Source organism: Micromonospora sp. NPDC004704 (assembly GCF_053601675.1).
On the sequence record NZ_JBSGCD010000007.1, the window covers coordinates 331132 to 351011 of the forward strand.

Consider the following 19880-nt stretch of genomic DNA (forward strand, 5'->3'; position numbering starts at 1 on the left):
AGGAGCTGGCATGACCGAGGTTCAGACTGCTGTGGCGGCGCCGGAGGTGGTCGCGCCACCAGAGCCGGAACGCCGGGGCTGGTTCGGGATCGTCCGGCCCTGGTTGCCGCTGGTGGCGTTGGCGGTCTTCGCGATACTGCCGTACTCGACGGTGTCGCTGCCGGGGCTCTTCGACGGGCCGCTCAACTCGCCCGGCACCCTGCAACTGCTCGCCATCTGCCTGGTCTTCGGTGGCCTCGCCGCCGGGTACGACCTGCTGTTCGGGCGTACGGGCATGCTCTCCTTCGGGCACGCGCTCTACTTCGCCGCCGGGGTCTACGGCACCGACATCCTGGTCACCAAGGGCGGGCTCCCGCTGTGGCAGGCGGCTCTGCTCACCCTCGCCGGTGGCGCGATCCTGGCCGCCCTGCTCGGCGCGATCGCGTTGCGTACGGCCGGGATCGCCTTCGCCATGGTCACGCTCGCCTTCGCGCAGGTCGGTGCGACCCTGGTCGCCCTGGACTCCGGTGGCCTGACCGGTGGTGAGGAGGGTCTGCCGCTGGACGTGTCAGGGTTGCCGGACAGCCTGGTCGGGGTGGCGAACACGGTCAACCTCTACTGGTTGGCGCTGGCGTACCTGGCCCTGGTGGTTTTCGTGGTGGCCCGGGTCGCCGCCTCGCCGACCGGTCGGGTGCTCGCCGGACTCCGCGACGACGAGCGGCGGATCGGTGTGCTCGGGCTTGATCCGTACCGGTTCAAGCTGGTCGCGTTCACCCTCTCCGGCAGTCTCGCCACCGCCGGTGGCGTGATCTACTGCCTGCTCGTCGGTGGCGCGTCACCGCACATCACCTCGTCCGAGCTGACCCTGTCGCTGCTGGTCATGGTGGTCCTCGGTGGACCCGGTACGCGTTGGGGCCCGGTCATCGGCGGTTTCCTCTACATGTACCTGGACCACCGCCTCACCGACTTCGGCTCCTCCTCGGCAGTCGACAGCCTCCCGACAGTCCTCAGCGCCCCCCTCTCCCAACCCCTGTTCGTCCTGGGAACGGTCTTCATCCTCGCCGTCTACTTCTTCCCCGGCGGCCTGGCCAGCCTAAAAACCCGCCTAACCCCCCTCCACCGCCTAACCTCCCGCCCCCGCCGCTAGGGGCCGTTGATCATGAAGTTAGCGCGGCGACACGCCGACATCGACCGCGCTAACTTCATGATCAACCGGAGGGTTCGGGGTCAGGGGGCGAGGAGGTTGTAGAGGGTCAGGGGAGGGTGGAGGGGGGTGGTGGGGTCGGGGAGGGAGATTGTGGGGGTGGTGCCGTAATTGCGGTAGGTGATGGTGTGTTCGTACGCTGCGGTGTCGCCGACCTTGGGGACGCTGACCGCCATGGTGGCGAGGCGGCCCTGCTGGTCGAGCGTGGCCCGGAAGGGCAGCCATACACCCGTGTCGCCGAGCTTCTGGACCGCCTCCTCGGACAGGTACTTCTCCGCCGCCCCACCCGCCAGGTCGACCCGCCCGGTGAAGATCCCGGGCTCGCTCTCGTTCACCGAGGTGGCGTGTGACAGCAACCCCCAGACGCCGCCCACGTCCGGCTCCGTGTACCTCGGTGGCATCGGTGTGTCGACGTGCATCCGGCTGTAGTTCAACAGCATCCACTCGTCCGGGAAGGTCGGCAGCTTCCTGGGATCCTTCGCGTCGGTGAACTCGACCTTCGCCCAGATCTGGTTACGCGAACAGAGATAGGTCACCTCCACGGTGGCGCCCAACTCCTGGTTGCGGTGCGATGTCCGCTGTTGGAAAGCTCCGGCGGACGGCCCCACCTCGCCGACGAAGGTCCGCTCCCAGTTGGTGATGGTGTAACCGAAGCCGGGTCCGGTAGCGCTCGGCAGTGCGGCGAAGAGCCTCGACTTCTCGCCCGGCGGCGCTTCGGCCACCGGTTCGCCTCCGCACTGGCACAGGGCGCCGAGCAGGCAGACGATCAACGTGATCCCGACTGTGAGGCCGAAGTTGCGTAGCGCCTTGCTGTGAGTGACGTGCGATTGCTGCATGTCCCGTCCCTGTCGGTGGTCGCGCGACGTGGTTCGCGGCAGGTATTCGTCGATTGTGGACTGTCGGCGATCCTGCCGGATGACCGCCACCGGTCGCCCGGGCCCACCCCCGGTGCCCCGTTCGGCGCGCGGAGGGGGTGGCGGCCCCCCGTGTGGCCGCCACCCCCTCGTCACATGCTCAGGATCAGGAGTTGATCAGCTCGTACGCCGCGGCCGGTGCCGCAACCGCGTCAGCGGCAGCCGGTACGGCCACAGCCGGGGCAGTGCCGTAGTCGGCGTAGGTGACGCTGTAGTCGTACGCCTTGGTCTTGCCCACCGTGGGCACGTTCACCAGGAAGCTGGTGAGCCGGCCCTCGGCGTCGACGGTCGCCTGGAAGGGCAGGGTCTTCGCCGCCTCGCCGATTCCGGCGGCGGTCTCCTCCGAGAAGATGTTGGTACCGGCCGCGCCGCTCAGGTCGACGGTGCCCGCGTACTTCCCGCCCGCACTCTCGGTGATGGTGGTGTTCGCCAGCAGCGGCTTCAGGTCGGCCACGTCGGCGCCGGTGTACTCGGTCGGCACGCCTTCCGCGTCGGTCAGCTTGGCCGGATCCAGCAGCATCCACTTCGCGGGCAGCTTGGGCAGCCCGGTCAGGCCCTCCGCACCGGTGAAGGTGATCTTGGTCCAGCTCTGCTTGTCCACGGTCAGGTACGCCATGTGCATGGTGAAGCCCAGCGACGGTTCCTTGATCTCCATCCGCAGGTGCGTCGCCTTGGTCGTCGGCGCCACCTCGCCGGTGAGGGTCGTCTCCCAGTCCTTGATGGTGTAGCTGAAGCCGGGACGGGTCTCGTCCGGGACGGCGGCGAGCAGGGTCTCCTTGGGGTTGGGTGCTGCGGTCGTCGTCGCCGGTGCCGCCTCCGACCCGGCCGTGTCCTGCCCACATCCGGCCAGCAGACCAGCCGCTGCCGTGACTGCCGCGACGGTGACGGTTGCCCGCCGAAGGGTGTGAATCATGGTGTTTCGTCGCCGCATGTCTATCTCTCCGTTAAGGTCCGCCCGGGCTGATCCGGGCGGGGACGTTCGTGTCGATCATGAGAGTGCTCGCACATACTGCCGGACGACTGTCGTTATGCTGCCGTCCGGCTGACGTGTACTGCCGTCGGCGGAATCCGAGGTCAGGAGCGAGGTGCACATGGGGGCGGGCCTGCGCTTCGAACTTCTCGGACCGCTGCGGGCGTGGCACGGGGACCGGGAACTGGACCTCGGGCCGGGCAAGCAACGGGCGGTGCTCGCCATGCTCCTGCTCTACGCCGGACGTCCGGTCTCGCCCACCCAGATCGTCGACTCGGTGTGGCAGGACGACCCGCCGATGAACGGCCCCAACGTGGTGCAGAAGTACGTTGCCGGGCTGCGCCGGATCCTGGAACCGGAACGATCGCCGCGCAGTCCGGGGCAACTGTTGACCCTCACCGACACCGGTTACCAGTTGCGGGTCTCCGCCGAGAACCTCGACACGGAACTCTTCGAGCGCCGGGTACGGCGGGCGACCGCCGCGCGTACGCAGGGACGGCTGGGTGAGGCGGCCGACGAACTCCGGCAGGCACTCGCGCTCTGGCAGGGCGAGCCACTCGTCGGCTTCACCGGTACGTTCTTCGACTCGGCGCGGGCCCGGCTGGTCGAGGGTCGGGCGGCGGCCCTGGAATCGTGGGCCGAGACCGAGCTGAATCTCGGGCGTCACAAGGAGATGGTCACCGACCTGATCCAGGCGGTCGGCCGGTTCCCGGTCCGGGAGCAGTTGCACGGGCTGCTGATGCTGGCGCTCTACCGCTCCGGCCGGCAGGCCGAGGCCCTGGCGGCGTTCCGCGAGGTACGGGCACTGCTCAGCGAGGAGTACGGCGTCGAGCCCGGCGAGAGCCTGCAGGAACTGCACCGGCGGATCCTGCGGTCCGATCCGGCACTGGGCGTAGCGGGCGAGCCGGATCGGCTCGTACCGCCGGTCCTGGTCGCCCCGGCCGTGCCCGTACCCGTCGCGATGCCGAGAGCCGTGCCCGTCGCGTCGTCGGGAGCCGTGCCCGTCGCGTCGTCGGGAGCCGTGCCCGTCGCGTCGTCGGGAGCCGTACCCGTCGCGTCGTCGGAAGCCGTGCCCGTCGCGATGTCGGGAGCCGTGCCCGTGGTGGCTGCCGCACCCACAGCCGTGCTGACCGGTGTGCCGCCGACGGTGATCCCGGCCCCGGCCCCGGTCGCGACTCCGGTACCGCAGGCGGCCCCGCTGCCCCCGGCGCTCCTGCCGCCGTCGCTGCCCATGCCGCTGTCGTCCCTGTTCGCCCCGGTGACCGGCACGGAATCGTCGGGACACCCCGGCAAACCGCTCGGAGGTTGGGTCGAGACCGGGTTCGGGCTACTGGTCGTGATCGGCAGCCTCGGCTTCCTGACCTGGGGGATCATCGCCTACCACGCGGTTCGACGGCGCAGCGTCTGGCTGGGGGCGACCGCCTTGCTCATCCTGGTCCTGACCGTGCTGTTCTGCACCTGGGGAGTGGAGCCGATCGAGGAAGACCTGCGCGTTTTCGACATCGTCGCGGTGTTCTACTGGGGAGTGATCTCGTTCGGTGGAGCGGCCTTCGTCCTTATGATGCACTGGCGACCGGCTCGATCCGTCGGGGTCCCGGCCGCCTTCATGGCGGCCCAACGGACGCGTCGGGAGCAGGCCCGACACCTCTTCTACCACTACCCGGCGGCTCGGGTCGACCTCCAGATCGGTCGGCCCGATCTGCTCCGCTCCTTCGACGACGGCGGCCTGATCGACGTCAACGCGGTCATCGACCAGGTGCTCTGGAGTCTGCCCGGGATCACGCCGGAGCAGGGGCGGCACATTGCCCACGAGCGGTCCCAGCGGGGCGGGTTCACCTCGATGGACGACTTCGCCGCCCGATCCCGCCTTTCCCGCGGCGTACTGAACCAGCTCCGCGAGGTTCTCCTGTTCCAACCCCCGATCACCGCCGCGCCGCCCGCCTGACCAGGAAGATGGCGACACGTCCGCCGGGTTGTGCCGATCTCTGCCCGGATCGGCGATCCCGGGGGCGGGTACGACGGAAACGTCCGTCCGCGCTGGTAGAAATGCCAGGTGACAGATGACCGGGTGGCGGTACGGGAACGGGCCGAGGCGGTGTTGCGCCGGCTCGCCGGTGATCACGCCCGGCTCCGCGAGGACCAGTGGCGGGCGATCGAGGCGCTGGTGGTCGACCAGCGACGGGTGCTCTGCGTACAGCGCACCGGGTGGGGCAAGTCGGCGGTCTACTTCGTGGCCACGGCGCTGCTGCGCGCCGGGGACGGGAGCGGGAGTGGGGCCGCCGGGCCGACCGTGATCGTGTCGCCGCTGCTGGCGCTGATGCGCAACCAGGTGGAGGCGGCGGCTCGGGCGGGCATCCGGGCTCGTACGATCAACTCCGCGAACCTGGACGAGTGGGATGAGATCGCCAGGGAGATCCACGCCGGTACGGTCGACGTCCTGCTGATCAGCCCGGAGCGGCTGAACAACCCCGACTTCCGGGACAGTGTGCTGCCCCGGCTCGCGGCCACCACCGGACTGCTCGTGGTCGACGAGGCGCACTGCGTCTCCGACTGGGGACACGACTTCCGCCCCGACTACCGCCGGCTGCGTACGTTCCTCGCCGGGTTGCCGGACCGGACCCCGGTGCTGGCCACCACCGCCACCGCCAACCAGCGGGTCACCGACGACGTGGCCGAACAGCTCAACACCGGCACCGCACCCGGTCAGACCGGTGGGGCGCTGGTCCTGCGCGGGGCCCTGGACCGGGCCTCGCTGCGGTTGGCCGTACTCGACCTGCCGAGTCCGGCGCACCGGCTCGGCTGGCTCGCCGACCACCTCGACGAGCTGCCCGGTTCGGGGATCATCTACACCCTCACCGTCGCCGCGGCCGGTGAGACGGCCGAGTTCCTCCGCTCCCGTGGGTACGCCGTGGCCGCGTACACCGGGCAGTCCGACGACGCCGAACGCCGGGCCGCCGAGCAGGACCTGCTCGACAACAAGATCAAGGCGTTGGTGGCGACGTCGGCGCTGGGCATGGGGTTCGACAAGCCGGACCTCGGATTTGTCGCCCATCTTGGCGCACCGCCCTCGCCGATCGCCTACTACCAACAGGTCGGCCGGGCCGGTCGCGCCGTCGAGCACGCCGAGGTGCTGCTCCTGCCCGGCGCCGAGGACCAGGCGATCTGGCGTTACTTCGCCTCGCTCGCCTTCCCGCCCGAGGAGCAGGTACGCGCCGTGCTCGCCGCGCTGGACCCCGACCGTCCACTGTCCACTCCCGCGCTGGAGCCGATCGTCGACCTTCGGCGTACCCGGCTCGAACTGATGCTGAAGGTGCTCGACGTCGACGGCGCGGTGCGTCGCGTACGCGGAGGTTGGCTGGCCACCGGGCAACCGTGGCAGTACGACGAGGCCCGGCTGCGCCGGGTGGCCCAGGCACGCACCGCCGAGCAGCAGTCGATGCGCGAGTACGTCAGCACCACCGACTGCCGGATGGAGTTTCTCCGCCGCTGCCTGGACGACCCCGAGGCCGTCCCCTGTGGACGGTGCGACCGGTGCGCGGGCGGACAGTACAACACCGACGTCTCCGCGCCCGCGCTCGCCGCCGCGCAGGCCTGGCTCGGCCGCCCCGGTGTGGACATCGCGCCGAAGAAGCTCTGGCCGACCGGTCTGGAGGCGGTCGGCGTACCGCTTCGCGGCAAGATCGGCCCGAGTGAGCAGGCACTGCCCGGCCGGGCCCTCGGGCGCCTCTCCGACCTGGGCTGGGGAGGGCGGCTGCGTAATCTCGTGGCACCGGAGGCCACCGACGCGACCATCCCCGACGACGTGGCGGCGGCGATGGTCGGGGTGCTCCGGGACTGGTCGCGCGGCTCCGACCCCTGGCCGGCCCGGCCGGTGGCGGTGGTCGCGATCGGCTCCCGCCGCCGCCCCCGACTCGTGCACAGCCTCGCCGAGCGGATCGCCACCGTCGGCCGGTTGCCGCTGCTCGGGGAGGTGCCGGCCCGCGAAGGCGCGTCCGGCGGTGACGGTCCGCGCGGCAACAGCGCCCAACGCGTACGCGCACTGCACGACGCTTTTGCCGTACCACCGGCACTGGCCGACGCCCTCGCCGACCTCGACGGTCCGGTCCTGCTGATCGACGACCTGGTCGACTCCGGCTGGACCATGACCATGGTCGCCCGCCTGCTCCGCCGCTCCGGCGCCCCCGCCGTCCTCCCCCTGTCCCTAGCCCTCGCCGCCTAACCCACCCCACCCGCCCCGCCGCCGTGCCCGCCCGCCCGCCCGCCGGCCACTAATACAGAAAAAGAGTGGCTATCCGACGCTGGATAACCACTCTTTCTCTGTATTAGGCGCCAGGGGGAGGGGAGAGGGGGGCGCGGTCAGGTGGGGCGGCCGTAGCCGTGGATGGGTTGGTAGTCGACGCGTTCGAGTTGGACCGGTTTGCCGGAACGGGGGGCGTGGATGATGTTGCCGTCGCCGACGTAGATCCCCACGTGGTGGATGTCGGCGTAGTAGAAGACCAGGTCGCCGGGCTGGCGCTCGGCGCGGCTGATCCGCTTCACCACGCGCCACTGCCGGGCGGCGTTGTGCGGCAACTGCACACCGCCCGCGCGCCAGGCGGCCGAGGTGAGGCCGGAGCAGTCGTACCCGTCCGGGCCCTCGCCGCCCCACTGGTACCGCTTGCCGAGCTGGGCGTACGCGAACCGGACCGCCGACGCGGCGGTGCCGCTGCCCAGGTCGCCGGGTGGGCGGGGCGCGGACCGGGGTGGGGCGGGCTCGCGCTCGCCGGTCGCGTCCCGCAGTCGGCTCAGCCGGCTGATCTCGCTTTCGATGTGCTGCTTGCGCAACGCCAGTTGGCGTTCCTGGACCCGCTGCTGCTCGTCCAGCGCCCGCGCCTCGGCTCGGGCGACGGAGAGCTGGTCGTGGGTGACGGCGAGCTGCGCGACGATGCGACGCTGGTCCCGACTCAGCCGGTTCAATATCAGCAGGGAGCCGAGCAGGTCGTCGGTGGACGCGGTGAGCAGCGCCGAGACGGCCGCGAGCGGCTGCGCCCCGTGGCCCCGGTAGACCTGTGCGGCCAACCGGGCCGCCTCCGTGCGGTGGGCGTTCATGGCGTCCGCCAGTACGGCCAGGTCGCGGTCCAGCTCGGCCGCCCGGACCCGGGACCCGCGCAGCTCCTCGTGCAGGCCGTTGTACTGCTCGATGACGATCTCGAGCTGCTCGGCAGCGGCGGCGAGCTGCTGTTCGGTGGTCTTGCCGGGTGGCTCGGCATCAGCCGGCTCGGGCGCGGCGGCGAGCGCCAACACGACGGACATCCCGGCTGCGAACGCCGCAGTGCGGCGCGGTACGACGGTTGTCGGCACGACCTGCTCAACGACTGACCATCGACGTTGGCGACGGGATCCACCGAGATGGGCGTGGATACGACCGGGGGGTATTCTGCTCGGCATGACCGAAGAGCCGCCGGCGCAGACCCCTCCCGCCGACCCCGCTCCGGCCCCCTCCGCCGACGCCGCTCCGACCGCAGCCGGGCACGGCCCCTACTGGTACGCCTCGGACAAGCAGGCCATCCTGGGCCGGTTGCGCCGGGTCGAGGGCCAGGTACGCGGCCTGCACCGGATGGTCGAGGAGGACACGTACTGCATCGACGTGCTCACCCAGATCTCGGCCGCGACCAAGGCACTCCAGGCTGTTGCGGTCGGCCTGCTGGAGGGACACATCGCGCACTGCGTGATGGAGGCGGCCCGGGACGGCAGTGACCCGTCCGCCAAGGTCAAGGAAGCGTCCGACGCCATCGCCCGCCTCGTCCGTTCGTAGAGGAGACCAGCTCATGTCGTCGTCGTCCGTGGTCGGATCAGAGTCGGTGGTCGGATCGGAGTCGGTGGCGACGGATGCCACGTTGGAGCCGCCCCCGGCGCCGGAGCGGGGTTCGGCGCGGATGGCCCTCTTCGTCGGCGGGGTGGTCCTCGCCCTGGTCGGCGGGTTCGGGCTCGGCCGGATGAACACCGACAGCGCCGGTTCCTCCGCCGGTACGCCGTCCGCGGTGGGCGACCACACCCACGCGCCGGGCACCGGGGCGCACGAGCACGGGCCGGGAACGACCACCACCGGCGGCACCGCCACGGCCGGTACGGAGGTCGGCGGGCTCTCGCTCAGCGCCTCCGGGTTCACCCTGGTGCCGACGACCAGCGCGTTCCAGCCCGGCCGGGAACAGCCGTTCCAGTTCCGGGTGCTCGGCACCGACCGTCGACCGGTCACGAAGTTCACGGTTGTCCACGACAAGCAGTTGCACCTGATCGTGGCCCGCCGTGATCTCTCCGGTTACCAGCACCTGCACCCGACGATGGCACCGGACGGCACCTGGAGCGTGCCGCTGACCCTGGCCACGCCCGGCATCTGGCGGGCGTACGCGGACTTCACCGCGCTCGACGCCACCGGCAAGGAGACCGCCGCCACGCTCGGCGTCGACCTGGTCGTCAACGGCGACTACGCCCCCAAGGCCCTGCCGGCGGCGGCCCGGGAGGCGACGGTCGGGGAGTTCACGGTCACGTACGAGGGGACCCCGCAGGTGGGTGCCACCCAACCGCTGCTGTTCCGGGTCTTCGCCAACGGCAGCCCGGTGGCCGGGCTGGAGCGCTACCTGGGCGCGTACGGGCACCTGGTCGCGTTGCGCGCGGGTGACCTGGGCTATGTGCACGTGCACCCGGAGGAGCAACTGGTCGGCGGTGCGGTGAAGTTCTGGCTGGCCGCGCCGAGTCCGGGTAGCTACCGGATGTTCTTCGACTTCCAGGTCGCCGGGGTGGTGCACACCGCCGAGTTCACCCTGACCGTGCCCTGACCCCCGGCTCGGGCTCAGCCGGCTTTGCGTACCGGGCGTTGGGCGAGGTAACGCAGCAGGTCGCGGATCAGTTGTTTCTCGTCCGCCGGCACGGTCGGGTCGGCGAGCCGGGTGAGGATCACCCGTACGTCCGCGTCGATCTGCGTATCACCGCGTTTCGTGGCGCGACCCGCGCGGACTGTCGTGCCGGACGGGGTGCGGCGGCGGTCGTCGCGCACCGGTTCGCCGTCGGGCAGGCCGAGCGCCCGGAACGCCGCCGTGACCGGTACGTCGAGCGCGGCGCAGAAGCCGCGCACCTTCGCCAGCTCGGGATAGTCGTGCCAGTCGCCGGCCAACCAGCGGAACACGGTGGACCGTCCGACGCCGGTGTGTGCGGCCAGATCGGTGACGCTCCAACCTCGGTCGTCCTTGGCATCGTCGATGGCTCTGCGGACGAAGCGGGCGAATGCCGCCTGGGGTGAGTCCGATGCGGCACCCATTGTCAGTGGACAGCCCTCTCCTGCTGGAGCACGACCTTTGCCCCTTGAGCGTAGTGCCATCTCGGCGCTTCGCCACTCAAGCAGCCATCGACTAGTCTCGTGGCCGGGACTGCCCCGGTGGTGCCTCGGCGCCGGATCGACGACCCGCCCTGGCCTGTCCGGAGTGGGAGCGCCCGGCGCGGGACGTTACGGCGACGGTCTCCCGCTGACCGGGGGGTAGCGGGAGACCGTGTCGACCGGGCCGACCACCACTCCCGGTGATCGGTTGAATCCACTATGCTCGACCATCGCGCGGGTCGACCGAATCGAGTCAGGCCGGTCGACCGCTGACCGTCGTCTGGCGTCCATCGCCTGCTGGCACGTCCCCACCGAGGCGAGTGAAGAGGATCAACGTGGCCAATCCAGCCCCACCGCTCCCACACCGACCCGGATCGATCAGCCTGTTCTTCGTGGCCAAGGCCGCGGTCTTCGCGGCCGGCTTCTGGATCTGGCTGCTGGTGCTGGTCTTCACGCGTACGGAGGTGAGCGGACTGCACGTACTGGCCGCCACCGGGACGATCATCACCACCCTGGTGTCGGTAGTGCTCGGGGTCCGGATGGCGTTGCAGCGCAACGCCGCCGACCGGCACGCCGAACTCAAGCGGCTGCTGGTCGACATCTCCTGGAACGCCTTTGCCGCCGCCGGCAACGCCGAACCCGAGAGCAACGGCAACGTCGTACCGTTCCCGACCACGGCGTACGACGTTCCCACCCCGTCCGGGCGTACGCCGGGCGACAGCAACGGGGACCGCCGCCGCTGACCCCGCGAGGGTCAGCCCAGCAGGGTTTCCAACCGGGGTACGACCTGCCACTGCGACACCAGACCCCGGTACTCCGCCCGCTGCTCCGGTGTCGGCTCGGCACCGGTACGACGGGCCCGCAGCAGCAGGTTGCGCGGCGTGTGCTGGCTGTCGACGAACTCGACCACCTCTACCCGGTACCCGTGCAGCCGCAGCAACCCGGCCCGCAGCGAGTCGGTGAGTACGTCGGCGAACCGCTCCCGCAGGATGCCCTCCCGGGTCAGCAGGTCGTACGGCTCCGGAGCCGGCCGGGCACGCAACTGCCGGGCCAGGTCGTGGTGGCAGCACGGAGCGGCGAGCACCCACCGGGCGCCCCACCCGACCGCGCGGGCGAGCGCCTCGTCGGTGGCGGTGTCGCAGGCGTGCAGGGCCAGCACCAGGTCGGGTGCCGGTTCGACCACCGCGTCCAGGATGGTGCCGGCGACGAACCGTACCCGGTCGGCGCACCCCAGTTCCTCGGCCAACTCGGTGTTGCGCTGCCGCTGGTCCTCCCGTACGTCCACACCGACCAGTTCGACATCCACCCCGCGCCCGGTCAGATAGCGGTACGCCGCGAAGGTCAGGTACGCGTTGCCGCAGCCGAGGTCGACCACCCGCAGCGGCCCGGTCAGCTCGGCCGGGAGGGTTGCCGCCAGCGCCCGGAGGAACGCGTCGACCTGGCGGCGCTTGGCCGCGCTGCCGCCGACCGCGGCGAACAGCGGGTCGCCCGGATCGAGCAGGTACTCCTTGGCCCGGTCGTGTCCGGCCGGTGCGACCGAGGTGCGGTCGGCAGCCGCCCGGTGCACCTGGGCGTCGCCCTTCTTGGTCACCCGTACCTGGACGGTGGCGGTCGCCGTCTCCACGTGCCAGTTGCCGAACGGCTCGGCGAGCAGGGCGTCCACCGCCTCGTCCGACTCCGGACCGGGTGCCACGTTGCGGGTGTACGGCCGGGAGCCGTCGAAGGTCGCGATCTGCAGCCGGGGACCGGCCTTGAGGGCAACCGGTCGCAGTTCGGCGCGGACCAGGGTCGGTGCCTGTCCCCGGCGACGGCCGGCGGCGACCGCACGGGTCAGCCCGGGATCGAGCAGCAGCGCCCGTACCTCGGCGAGTGCGAGTTCGAGTTGTTCGGGCATGTGTCTACCTGGCCTTTTCGCGCGGGGTCGGGTCGAGGGCCGACACGGTTCCGGCCTCCGCCGATGATCGGGGAGGCCGGAACCGATGAGCTGTGGTGACGGTGGTCAGGCGCTGGCGGAGTCCGCCGGGGCCGAACCGTCGCCCGTGGAGCGCGCGTTCGGCGTACCGGAATCGGTGGCGCCGGTGTCGGTGGATGCCGAACCGGCCCGCGAACCCCGACCGCCACGGCGGCGGCGCCGGGTACGGGTGCGACCGGTGCCGGCCTCGTCCGATCCCTCGCCGGTGGTCTCGGCGACCGGGCCGGTACCGTCGGTCACGACCACGGTGGCAGCGGCGGTGCCGGTGTCGGTGCCGTCACCGACGACAACCTCGCCCGCGCGACGCCGACGGCGCTGCCGGGTGCTGGTCCGGACCACCTCGTCGGCCTGGTCGACCGGCGCGTCCGGGGTGGTGGCGGCCGATCGGCCACCACCGGAGCGACCGTCGCCGTCCCGGCGGCCCCGGGTACGACCCGCGCCGCGACCGGCGCTGTCGCCGCCCCGTCCGCCGTCGGGCCGGCGAGCGGTGCGGGACCGGCCACCGAGGTCTTCCTCGACCTCGGCGGAGAGGCCGACCCGGGTCCGGTCGGCGGTCGGGAGCGTGCCCGAGACGTCGGTCGGGATGTGCAGGTCGGTGTAGAGGTGCGGGGACGTGTGGTACGTCTCCGGCGGCTCCGGCATGTCGAGCCCGAGCGTCTTGTCGATGATCCGCCACCGGGGCATGTCGTCCCAGTCGACGAAGGTGATCGCGACACCGGTGGCGCCGGCCCGGCCGGTACGACCGATCCGGTGCGTGTACGTGTCCTGGTCTTCCGGACAGTCGTAGTTGATCACGTGGGTGACGCCGGTGACGTCGAGCCCACGGGCCGCGACGTCGGTGGCGACCAGAACGTCGATCTTGCCGGTACGGAACGCCCGCAGCGCCCGCTCCCGGGCACCCTGTCCCAGGTCACCGTGGACCGCCGCGACCGCGAAGCCACGGAAGTCGAGGTCCTCGGCCACCCGGTCGGCGGCCCGCTTGGTCCGCGTGAAGATCATCGTCAGGCCACGGCCCTCGGCCTGCATGATCCGGGCGACGATCTCGACCTTGTTCATCGAGTGGGTGCGGTAGACGAGCTGCTGGGTCAGCGGCGACGGGCCGGTCTCGGCGGTGTGCCCGGCGTGGATCGTCACCGGCTGGTGCAGGAAGCGCCGGGCCAACGTGACGATCGGGTCCGGCATGGTGGCCGAGAAGAGCATCGTCTGCCGCTTCTCCGGCAACATCGCCAGGATCTTCTCGACGTCGTCGAGGAAGCCCAGGTCGAGCATCCGGTCGGCCTCGTCGAGAACCAGGGCGTGCACCCCGTCGAGCCGCAGGTGCTTCTGCTTCGCCAGGTCCATCAACCGGCCGGGCGTACCGACCAGGATCTCGACACCCTTGCGCAGCGCCTCGACCTGCGGCTCGTACGCCACCCCGCCGTAGATCGGCAGTACGCGTACGCCACGGGTCTTGCCGGCGGCGGCGATGTCCTTGGCGACCTGCAGGCCCAGCTCACGGGTCGGTACGACGACAAGCGCCTGCGGTACGCCGGTGCTGCCCTCGGCGGGCGCGGTGACCCGCTCCAGCAGCGGTACGCCGAAGCCCAGGGTCTTGCCGGTGCCGGTCGGCGCCTGGCCGATCAGGTCGGTGCCGCGCAGCGCGATCGGCAGGGCGTACTCCTGGATCGCGAACGCGCGCAGGATACCGACGGCGGCGAGCGCGTCCACGGTCTCCTGACGTGCGCCCAGGTCCGCGAAGGTCGGTGCCTCCGGGCGCACCGGAGCGTCGGCGGCCAGCTCCTGGCCAGCCATAACTTCTTCGATTTGATCGCTCATCTGGTTGTGGGGGTGCCCTCTCGTGGGTGCGCCCCGTCAGTCCGTAGGGCGCGGTTTCGGTTTGGCGCGGGCCACACGGTCTGCGGCAGAAATGCCGACTCAAACCGGGCCGCACGCGCGCCGCAGGAAGCATTTCGAGGTACTCGAGACCTACGGCAACTGCTCCATGTTACCTGAGCCGGGCAAATGTCGCCTCTACTCGCGCTGATGGGGCTCCAACCGGGGGTACGCACTGTGGTGCGGATTACCATCGCGCGCTTCCGAACCGGGCGCCAATCGGCGGTTCCGGACGCACCGGGCTACTCGTCACCGGTGTGCTCGGCTCGATCTGGTTGTCCGATTCGGCCGGGATCGAATCCGAGGGCCGTCGGTCGCGGAGGGGGTGTCGCAGGCGGGACGGCTGCTCGGGGCGCCACACATGAGGTGGCCGACCCCGGCGGGGGCAGCGGGGGCCGCGTGACCGACCGCGCGACCCGGTGGGACGGGCGGCCGGTCTGTTGGGCGACGGGCTGGGCCCCGGACCGGCCGGTCGGCCGGTGTCGGGGTCGTCAGCCCGTCGGGAAGGACCGGGTCAGCGGGCGACGAAACCGACGGCCCGAGGGGACGCCTCGGCGATCTCGACGTACGCGACCTTGGTCACCGGGACGATGATCCGGCGACCCTTCTCGTCGGTCAGGGACAGGGTGCCGTCGTTGGCGATGGCGTCGGTCACGATCTGCTCGATCTCGGCCGGCGTCTGCGCGCTCTCCAGCACCAACTCGCGCGGCGCGTACTGCACGCCGATCTTGACCTCCACGGGACCTCCTCATCCAGGGCGAAACTTCGCCGTTGCGAAGGCTATCCGATGAGCGGAGGTATCCGTCAGGCCGACTCGCCCTGGAGGGGGAAGCTGGCGATGCCACGCCAGGAGAGGGCGGCGAGCAGCGCCTCCGCCTCGGACTTCGGCACCTGACGTCCGCCGGCCAGCCAGAACTGGGCCGCCGTCTCGGCCGCCCCGACCAGGCCGGAGGCGAGCAACTCGGCCCGCGCCCGGTGCACGCCGGTGTTCGAGATGATCGTGTCGGCGATGGCCGCGATGCAGCCCTGCTCGACCCGCTCGACCCGCTCCCGTACGGCCGGCTCGTTGCGCAGGTCCGACTCGAAGACCAGCCGGAACGCCTCGCTCTTGTGGTCGATGAAGTCGAAGTACGCCCGTACCGCGCCGCTGACCCGATCCTTGTTGTCCGGGGTGGCCGCGATCGCTTCCCGGACCATCGCCACGATCGCGTCGGCGTGGGTGTCCAGCAGCGCCAGGTACAGCTCGAGCTTGCCCGGGAAGTGCTGGTACAGCACCGGCTTGGAGACCCCGGCCCGCTCCGCGATGTCGTCCATCGCCGCCGAGTGGTAGCCCTGGGCGACAAAAACCTCCTGGGCGGCGGCCAGCAACTGCTTACGCCGGGCCGAGCGAGGCAGCCGGGTAGGTCGGCCTGCTGTCTGCGCACCGTTCTCCGCAGCAGCGGTCATGGGAACCTCCGTGTCTCACACATCGCACAACCATCGACCTCGATCAGAACGGATCGACGTATCGCGTCGCGCCGCCGAATTAGGCCACCGCTGTAACTTATCGCCACTGTCACCACACGGTAGCCTCAGCGGGGGCGACCAAGGAGCGCACGGTGGACGAAACAGGGCAACCCGGGGCCGCCGCACCGGGCGAGAACGGCAACGGGGCAGGTCCGCACGGTGACCTGGCCCGGCCGGCCAATGGGTGGGCGGCGGCCGATTCCGGCTGGCCCAACGGGGCCAAGCCGGCCGATGGCGGCTCCGACTCACGGCCGAGGTGGCGCCAGTCGCCGGAACCGGGGGGACCGCCGTCATGGGCGGCCGACCCGGCGACGAGGTACGCCGACCCGACGGTTCCGACCGGCGCGGGACGCGAGTCCGGGCAGCCGACCAACGGGGCGACCTTCGGTGACCGGCACTACCCGGAACCGCCGGCGGCGGCGTACCGGGCACCGGCCAGTGGGCCGCCCTACCCGTACCAGGGTGAGCCCGAGTACGCGTACCCGGAGGACTTCGGACCGGAGCGGATCGCCGTACCGGCGCCGCGTCCACCGTCGGCACCGGAGCGTTCCGGCCAGCCGGAACAGGACCGTCTGTCGTCCGTACCGGACCGGTCCGCCGGTGGTCAGGATCGGCCCGTGGCGGCGGTCGGGGACCGCCTCGGCGCGGTGACGGACCGGGCTTCGACCGGTCAGGACCGGCCCGGCGGTGCGACCGACCGGGCCTCGGCGACGCAGGGTCCGGCCGAGTCGCCGGACGCCGAGTCGGCCCGCCACGCGTACGGCGAATCCGTACCGACCTCGGCCCCGCCGGCCGGTCAGCAGGCCCAACCCGGCCCTACGCCGCCCGGATTCGAACCCGCACCCGTCTTCCGTGCGGTGCCGAACTACGACCTGACCCCGCCGAAGCGGTTGGAATCAGTGCCCATTCCGGCGAACCCGGCCGATCGGGGAGCGCGGACCGCCGAACGCCCGGCCGAGCGGGAGCAGCCGCCACCGCACCGGGACGCCCCGGAATCCCACGAACGCACGGTCGTACCGGAGCCGGAGCACGAGTCGGACCGCGCCGGAGGCGCCCGGCCCGCCTGGGCCCGGTCCGGTGGTGGTGCCGAAGCCGGTTGGGTGCGATCCGCTGCCGAGGCCGAGACATCCGGACCCGAGCGCAACCGTGCCGCTGCAGCCCCGGAGGACGACGGTCGTCCGGCCTGGGCCCGGTCCGAGGGTGGGCAGGACGCCGGTGAACCGGCCCGTCCGGCCTGGGCGCGATCCGGCGCCGGGTCACCGGCCGCCGATTCCGACCGTCCGGCCTGGGCCCGGTCCGGCAGCGGTCTGCAGGCCGCCGCCGCGTCCTGGGCCCGCAACGAGGCGGCGTCCGAAGCGACGGCAGGTGCCTCCGGCCCCGGTTGGTCCCGGTCGGAGACCCCGCAGTCCAGCGGGGACGGCGGCACCGAGTGGCCCCGTTCCGCGCCCGAACCCCAGCAGCCGGCCGAGCAGTCCCGGCCGGGTTGGGCGTCCGGTTGGGCACCGCCGTGGGCGAAGGACACCCAGGACCCCGAAGCGCGCCGCGCCCGTCACGACGACTCGCCCGGATGGCCTGATTCGAGCCCCGTGCCGGCTCCCGGCCAGCTACCGGGTCCGGAGCCGACGCAGGGCTACCCGTCGGCCGCCGGACCGGGGAGATACCCGGCCGGGGGCGAGCCGTCCGGCTACCCGGCACCCGGTGACCCAGCGGGTTACCCGGCACCCGGTGAGCAGGCAGGCTACCCCGCGCCCGGCGAGCCGGTGGGTTACCCCGCGCCCGGTGAACCTGCGGGTTATCCCGCACCCGGTGAGCCGGCGGGACGGGGCGGTGGGTACCCGAACGGACCCGAACGTCCGTGGGGAGCGCCGTACCCCGGTTATCCGGCCGGGCCGCAACAGGCGGGTCCGGTCGACCCCGGCCCGGCGATCCGGGCGGCGGAACCGGCGCCGGAGGCGCTCCCGCAACGGGTGCCGGCCGAGCCGGACGTACCGACGATGGCCGAACCGATCCCGCCGGAGCCCTCGGCGGAAACCCCCGAACTCGCCCGGATCGCCACCCACCTGCGGCGCGAGGACGCGCCCAGCCAGCTCCGGGACCGACCCGAGGGCTTCGACGTCAAGGCGATCCTGGCCGCCGTACGGGGTGTGCCCGGGGTACGGGACGCGTCCCTGCGTACGACCCCGGCCGGTGCGCACAGCCTGCGACTGGACCTCGCCGACGGGGCGGATCCGGCCGAGGTGAGCCGTCAGGTTGCCCGGTTGCTCCAGGACCGGATGGGCCTGGCGGCGGCGCCGAAGCTGCCCGGCACCCCGGTGCCCGGCGCGATGCTCCCCGGCACCCCGATGCAGGGCGCGATGATGCCCGCCGCCCCGGGATCCGTGGCCCCGGCGTCCGCCCCACCCGCCGTCGCCCAGCCCGACCCTCGTTCGGCGGTTGCCGACGACCGGCCGGTCGAGGAGCCCGCCGAACCGCCCCGCCGACGCCGGACGGCCACCGCGCACCAGGGCCGGGCGGCCGTGGAGGAGCGCCCGGTCGGCCCGTACGGCGGTGGAACCGGTGTGTCCGGGGGGATGGCCACCGGCAGCCCGGTGACCGCGGGGTCCTCGTACTCCGGGGGTCAGCCCACGACCACCGAGACCGCACCGTCGAGGCCGCTCAATCCCGGCGGCGTCCCCGGCCCCCGGGTGGTCCTGGACCACGTCCAGGTGAGCACCTTCGGCCTGGAGGCGACCGTCGAGGTACGGCTCGCCGCCGGTGAGCAGCGGGCGACCGGGCTGGCGTCCGGGCCGGCGGTGGACGGTTACGTGCTCCGGCTCTGCGCGGTCTCGGCCGCGGTCGCGATCGACGAACTGCTCAGCGCCTCGGCCCGGGTGACCGAGATGGGGCGGTGCTTCGTGGAGCACGCGGCGGTGGTCCCGTTCGGGAGCTGCGAGGTGGCGACCGTGGTGGTGCTGCTGGTCTGCGACGGGTGGGTGGAGCAGCTCGCCGGCTCCGCGCTGGTCGCGGGCGATCCCCGGCAGGCGGTGGTCCGGGCCACCCTGGCCGCGGTCAACCGGCGGTTGGAGGCACTGCTCGTCTGAGCGCCGGTCAGAGAGCGCATCAGTGGATAAGGGGCGTACGGGCGGATCGGGCCCGGTTCGCGGCACACTGGATAGATGAAGCGTGCGGCCCTCGGGGCGGACGAACTCTTCCGCCGGGACGGATGTCCACCACCCTGGCCCGGTCGACCGGTGCTGCTCGACGGTCTGGTGACGTACGTACGGGACACCCCCGCCACGTCCCCGGACGCCGAACCGGCGCTCTACGTGCACGGGTTGGGCGGCTCCGGGCAGAACTGGACCGACCTGGCCGGCCTGCTCGCCGACCGGCTCGACGGTCAGGCGATCGACCTGCCCGGCTTCGGCTTCAGCGAACCGGGGCGCAGTTACACCGTGCCCGCCTTCGCCGACCGGGTGATCCGCTACCTCGAGTACGCCGACCGGGGGCCGGTGCACCTGTTCGGCAACTCCCTGGGCGGTGCGGTCTCGGTACGCGTCGCCGGACTCCGTCCCGACCTGGTACGCACCCTCACCCTGATCTCCCCGGCGATGCCCTTCCTCGACCCCCGGCGGTCACTGCAGGGCCGGATGCTGCCGCTGCTGGCGGTGCCGATGGCGGAGCGGCTCGCGTACCGGCGGTTGACCCAGATCGCGCCCGAGGACATGGCCCTGCAGGTGCTCACGGCGTGCGTGGCGGACATCACCCGGATCAACGACCAGCGGCGGCGGGAGGCGATCGAGGAGATCCGGATCCGGTACACCGCCGAGCACTACGCCGCCGCCTACCTGCGTACGCTGCGCGGTCTGGTCAGCAGCTTCGTACGGGCGTACCTGCCGGGTGCCGGTTCAATGTGGCGGATCGCCCGGCTGGTGAAGGCGCCGACGCTGGTCATCGGCGGACGGCAGGACCGGCTGGTGGACATCCGGGTGGCACCCCAGGCAGCCCGGGTGATCCCGGACAGCCGGCTGTTGATGCTGGACGGAGTGGGGCACGTGGCCCAGCTCGAGGTACCCCGTACGGTCGCCCGTGCGGTGGTTGCCCTACTGGATGAGACGGCAATGCTGCGCTACTGA

The 19880-nt window shown here is 71.9% G+C and carries 15 protein-coding genes and 1 pseudogene; 8 read left to right on the plus strand and 8 right to left on the minus strand.

Annotation, left to right across the window (positions count from 1 at the left end; all coding sequences use genetic code 11):
* Positions 1–10: 10 nt before the first annotated feature.
* Entirely contained in the window at positions 11–1126 is a 1116-nt protein-coding gene (locus ACWEFB_RS12965) for a branched-chain amino acid ABC transporter permease (protein ID WP_452285096.1), read from the plus strand.
* Between the two features lie 80 nt (positions 1127–1206).
* On the opposite strand, the gene ACWEFB_RS12970 is transcribed toward ACWEFB_RS12965, so the two are convergent.
* Together ACWEFB_RS12970 and ACWEFB_RS12975 are read right to left on the minus strand one after the other, a co-directional pair.
* On the minus strand, positions 1207–2019 hold the full coding sequence (locus ACWEFB_RS12970) for a hypothetical protein (RefSeq protein WP_452285098.1): 813 nt from the start codon (positions 2017–2019) through the stop codon (positions 1207–1209).
* Between the two features lie 184 nt (positions 2020–2203).
* Positions 2204–3010 carry a hypothetical protein gene (locus ACWEFB_RS12975; protein ID WP_452285100.1) on the minus strand — a complete coding sequence of 269 codons (807 nt, stop codon included), beginning with the start codon at positions 3008–3010 and terminating at the stop codon, positions 2204–2206.
* Positions 3011–3188: 178 nt separating this feature from the next.
* On the opposite strand from ACWEFB_RS12975, the gene ACWEFB_RS12980 reads away from it, so the two are divergent.
* On the plus strand, positions 3189–5012 hold the full coding sequence (locus ACWEFB_RS12980; RefSeq protein WP_452285150.1) for a BTAD domain-containing putative transcriptional regulator: 1824 nt from the start codon (positions 3189–3191) through the stop codon (positions 5010–5012).
* A 108-nt stretch (positions 5013–5120) separates the two neighbouring features.
* Positions 5121–7286, plus strand: a complete 2166-nt coding sequence (locus ACWEFB_RS12985; RefSeq protein ID WP_452285101.1) for a DEAD/DEAH box helicase — start codon at positions 5121–5123, stop codon at positions 7284–7286.
* 137 nt (positions 7287–7423) lie between these two features.
* Here ACWEFB_RS12985 and ACWEFB_RS12990 read toward each other — a convergent pair whose 3' ends face one another.
* Positions 7424–8359, minus strand: a complete 936-nt coding sequence (locus tag ACWEFB_RS12990) for an NlpC/P60 family protein (protein ID WP_452285103.1) — start codon at positions 8357–8359, stop codon at positions 7424–7426.
* 133 nt (positions 8360–8492) lie between these two features.
* Between ACWEFB_RS12990 and ACWEFB_RS12995 the strand changes: the two genes are divergently transcribed.
* The gene (locus ACWEFB_RS12995; protein ID WP_452285105.1) at positions 8493–8861 is read left to right on the plus strand and encodes a metal-sensitive transcriptional regulator; all 369 of its coding nucleotides are present in this window, start codon (positions 8493–8495) and stop codon (positions 8859–8861) included.
* 13 nt (positions 8862–8874) lie between these two features.
* Positions 8875–9882 (plus strand): hypothetical protein, encoded by a 1008-nt coding sequence (locus ACWEFB_RS13000; protein ID WP_452285107.1) that lies wholly within the window; start codon positions 8875–8877, stop codon positions 9880–9882.
* A gap of 14 nt (positions 9883–9896) precedes the next feature.
* On the opposite strand, the gene ACWEFB_RS13005 is transcribed toward ACWEFB_RS13000, so the two are convergent.
* Complete coding sequence (locus ACWEFB_RS13005; RefSeq protein WP_326561151.1) at positions 9897–10361, minus strand: helix-turn-helix domain-containing protein; 465 nt, start codon at positions 10359–10361, stop codon at positions 9897–9899.
* A 392-nt stretch (positions 10362–10753) separates the two neighbouring features.
* Between ACWEFB_RS13005 and ACWEFB_RS13010 the strand changes: the two genes are divergently transcribed.
* Positions 10754–11161, plus strand: a complete 408-nt coding sequence (locus ACWEFB_RS13010) for a hypothetical protein (protein WP_452285109.1) — start codon at positions 10754–10756, stop codon at positions 11159–11161.
* A gap of 11 nt (positions 11162–11172) precedes the next feature.
* Here ACWEFB_RS13010 and ACWEFB_RS13015 read toward each other — a convergent pair whose 3' ends face one another.
* The 4 genes from ACWEFB_RS13015 to ACWEFB_RS13030 form a co-directional block, all read right to left on the minus strand.
* On the minus strand, positions 11173–12312 hold the full coding sequence (locus ACWEFB_RS13015) for a class I SAM-dependent methyltransferase (RefSeq protein ID WP_452285111.1): 1140 nt from the start codon (positions 12310–12312) through the stop codon (positions 11173–11175).
* A gap of 105 nt (positions 12313–12417) precedes the next feature.
* A complete protein-coding gene (locus ACWEFB_RS13020) occupies positions 12418–14205 on the minus strand; it encodes a DEAD/DEAH box helicase (protein ID WP_452285113.1) in 1788 nt (595 codons plus the stop codon).
* A gap of 571 nt (positions 14206–14776) precedes the next feature.
* Positions 14777–15001, minus strand: a complete 225-nt coding sequence (locus ACWEFB_RS13025) for a DUF3107 domain-containing protein (RefSeq protein ID WP_121158362.1) — start codon at positions 14999–15001, stop codon at positions 14777–14779.
* A 65-nt stretch (positions 15002–15066) separates the two neighbouring features.
* Positions 15067–15708 carry a TetR/AcrR family transcriptional regulator gene (locus ACWEFB_RS13030; protein ID WP_326561147.1) on the minus strand — a complete coding sequence of 214 codons (642 nt, stop codon included), beginning with the start codon at positions 15706–15708 and terminating at the stop codon, positions 15067–15069.
* A 1829-nt stretch (positions 15709–17537) separates the two neighbouring features.
* Between ACWEFB_RS13030 and ACWEFB_RS13035 the strand changes: the two are divergent.
* Both ACWEFB_RS13035 and ACWEFB_RS13040 read left to right on the plus strand, forming a co-directional pair.
* Positions 17538–18848 (plus strand): annotated as a pseudogene (locus tag ACWEFB_RS13035) (hypothetical protein); the annotation flags it as partial.
* Positions 18849–18923: 75 nt separating this feature from the next.
* Positions 18924–19880, plus strand: coding sequence for an alpha/beta fold hydrolase (locus ACWEFB_RS13040; RefSeq protein WP_326561145.1), 957 nt, complete (start codon positions 18924–18926; stop codon positions 19878–19880).

What these genes read in the sequence shown, in the direction of transcription:
- ACWEFB_RS13015 (WP_452285111.1), bottom strand. Translation starts at nt 12,312, where the DNA reads ATGCCCGAACAACTCGAACTCGCACTCGCCGAGGTACGGGCGCTGCTG.
- ACWEFB_RS13000 (WP_452285107.1), top strand. Translation starts at nt 8,875, where the DNA reads ATGTCGTCGTCGTCCGTGGTCGGATCAGAGTCGGTGGTCGGATCGGAG.
- ACWEFB_RS12980 (WP_452285150.1), top strand. Translation starts at nt 3,189, where the DNA reads ATGGGGGCGGGCCTGCGCTTCGAACTTCTCGGACCGCTGCGGGCGTGG.
- ACWEFB_RS12975 (WP_452285100.1), bottom strand. Translation starts at nt 3,010, where the DNA reads ATGATTCACACCCTTCGGCGGGCAACCGTCACCGTCGCGGCAGTCACG.
- ACWEFB_RS13020 (WP_452285113.1), bottom strand. Translation starts at nt 14,205, where the DNA reads ATGAGCGATCAAATCGAAGAAGTTATGGCTGGCCAGGAGCTGGCCGCC.
- ACWEFB_RS12970 (WP_452285098.1), bottom strand. Translation starts at nt 2,019, where the DNA reads ATGCAGCAATCGCACGTCACTCACAGCAAGGCGCTACGCAACTTCGGC.
- ACWEFB_RS12965 (WP_452285096.1), top strand. Translation starts at nt 11, where the DNA reads ATGACCGAGGTTCAGACTGCTGTGGCGGCGCCGGAGGTGGTCGCGCCA.
- ACWEFB_RS13005 (WP_326561151.1), bottom strand. Translation starts at nt 10,361, where the DNA reads ATGGGTGCCGCATCGGACTCACCCCAGGCGGCATTCGCCCGCTTCGTC.
- ACWEFB_RS13040 (WP_326561145.1), top strand. Translation starts at nt 18,924, where the DNA reads ATGAAGCGTGCGGCCCTCGGGGCGGACGAACTCTTCCGCCGGGACGGA.
- ACWEFB_RS13030 (WP_326561147.1), bottom strand. Translation starts at nt 15,708, where the DNA reads ATGACCGCTGCTGCGGAGAACGGTGCGCAGACAGCAGGCCGACCTACC.
- ACWEFB_RS12995 (WP_452285105.1), top strand. Translation starts at nt 8,493, where the DNA reads ATGACCGAAGAGCCGCCGGCGCAGACCCCTCCCGCCGACCCCGCTCCG.
- ACWEFB_RS12990 (WP_452285103.1), bottom strand. Translation starts at nt 8,359, where the DNA reads ATGTCCGTCGTGTTGGCGCTCGCCGCCGCGCCCGAGCCGGCTGATGCC.